2 protein-coding genes are annotated in these 1,682 nt (G+C 74.7%); both read right to left on the bottom strand.

Features of this window, described 5'->3' with window-relative positions:
* Nucleotides 1-44: 44 nt before the first annotated feature.
* Nucleotides 45-686 carry a hypothetical protein gene (locus AA75_RS22500; RefSeq protein ID WP_051813064.1) on the bottom strand — a complete coding sequence of 214 codons (642 nt, stop codon included), beginning with the start codon at nt 684-686 and terminating at the stop codon, nt 45-47.
* Between the two features lie 32 nt (nt 687-718).
* A complete protein-coding gene (locus AA75_RS22495; protein WP_051813063.1) occupies nt 719-1,501 on the bottom strand; it encodes an enoyl-CoA hydratase/isomerase family protein in 783 nt (260 codons plus the stop codon).
* Nucleotides 1,502-1,682: the final 181 nt, after the last annotated feature.

Raw genomic sequence — 1,682 nt, 5'->3', positions numbered from 1 at the left:
GCCGTACGGTCGGTGGTCGGGTGGGCGGGCGGCCGGAGGGCCGGTCAGCGGGCGGCCCAGAAGGTGAGGCCGGCCGTCAGCCCCCCGACCACCGTGCCCGCCAGGGTCTGTGCGAGGGTGTGGTCCCGCAGTACCACCCGGGACCACCCGACCGCCCCGACCAGCGGGTACGCCAGCAGCCACCAGGGGCCGAGCGCCAGCGCCACGCAGATGACCGCGCCGCTGGTGACCGCCGTGTGCACCGAGATCTTCCACCACACGGTGACCGCCAGCAGCGGCACCAGCGAGGCGAACATCGCCAGCACCATCGCCGTCAGATCGGACGGTGCGTCCACCAGGACCATCGTCACCAGGCTGGTGAGCACCGACAGCATCACGAACGGCAGCACCACCAGCCGGCGTTGCCGCCGCCCGACGTGCCGGTCCTCGATCCGGCCGGCGCGCATCCCGCGCCGGATGAACCAGGTGGGCAGCACGGCGGCGAACAGCGCCGCGAAGGCCGCCCAGCCGAGACCGGCCAGGCCGTACCGGACCACCCCGATCAGCGGCAGCACCGCGATGATGACGTTCTTCGGCTCCACGCCGTCGGTGATCCGCCGGGCCCAGCGCTGCGCCCCGGAGACCGCGGGAGCCTCCTCGGGAACCTCGCACGGGGTGCCGGTGCCGGTCTGGGTCGCGGTGTCCATCGGGAGCCGTTCTGTGAGGCGGGAGTTGCCGCTCAGAATTGTGGCGCACGCCGTTCCAGGAAAGCGGCCAGCCCCTCCCGGACGTCCGGCGCCAGCCGGGACTTGCGCTCCCACGGTGCCACCGCCTCCCCGGCGAGCTCCGCCGGGCCGGCCAGCGCGGCCTTCACCGCGCCGATCGTCTGCGGCGAGCGACGGCTCAGCAGAGCGGCGAACTCCCTTGCGCGGGAATCCAGTTCGGCGGCCGGATGGACCTCCTCGACCAGCCCGTACCGCTCCGCCCGCGCGGCCGGCACCAACTCCCCGGAGAACAGCAGGTACTTGGCGCGGGCCGGCCCGACCAGTCGGGCCAGCCGGACGGTCGGCCCGGCCGGGTAGACCACGCCCAGCTTGGCCGGGGTGATGCCGAACCGGGCGTCCTCGGCCGCCAGCCGCAGATCGCAGGCGACCGCCAGCTGGCAGCCGCCGCCCACGCAGGCACCGTGCACCACCGCGATGGTGGGGTGCGGGAAGGCCGCCAGCGCGTCCTCGGCCGCGACGTTGTCGGCGTGGTAGGCGTCGGCCCGGTCCGGATCCCCGTACACCGAGGCGAGTTCGGTGATGTCGGCACCGGCCGAGAAGGTCCCGGCCGCGCCGGTGAGCAGCAGCGCGCGGACCCCCGGGTAAGCGGCCAGCCGGTCCAGGACCTGCGGAATCGCCCGCCACATCGCCAGCGTGACGGCGTTGCGGCGCTCCGGACGGTCCAGCACCAGGGTGGCGACGGCGCCGTCCACCTCGGCGCGCAGGCCGTCCACTCCGGTGTCGACCGGCTCGACCATCACTGCCTCCACGGCGCTCGCTGGGGCGCGGGCCACCCGCCACCCGCGGATCACCCTCGCACAGCGGGATCGCCCCGAACCACGGCGATCCCTGTGATCTGCGCCAACCGCCGACTGCCGGGCGACTGCCAACCGCCGGGCGACTGCAGACTGCCGACGGGTGGCGGGTGGCGGGTGGCGG

This window comes from Kitasatospora sp. MBT63 (assembly GCF_000710465.2).
GTDB lineage: Bacteria > Actinomycetota > Actinomycetes > Streptomycetales > Streptomycetaceae > Kitasatospora.
The sequence above is the reverse complement of the archived record's forward strand: the minus strand, read 5'-3'. Positions and strand labels throughout refer to the sequence as shown.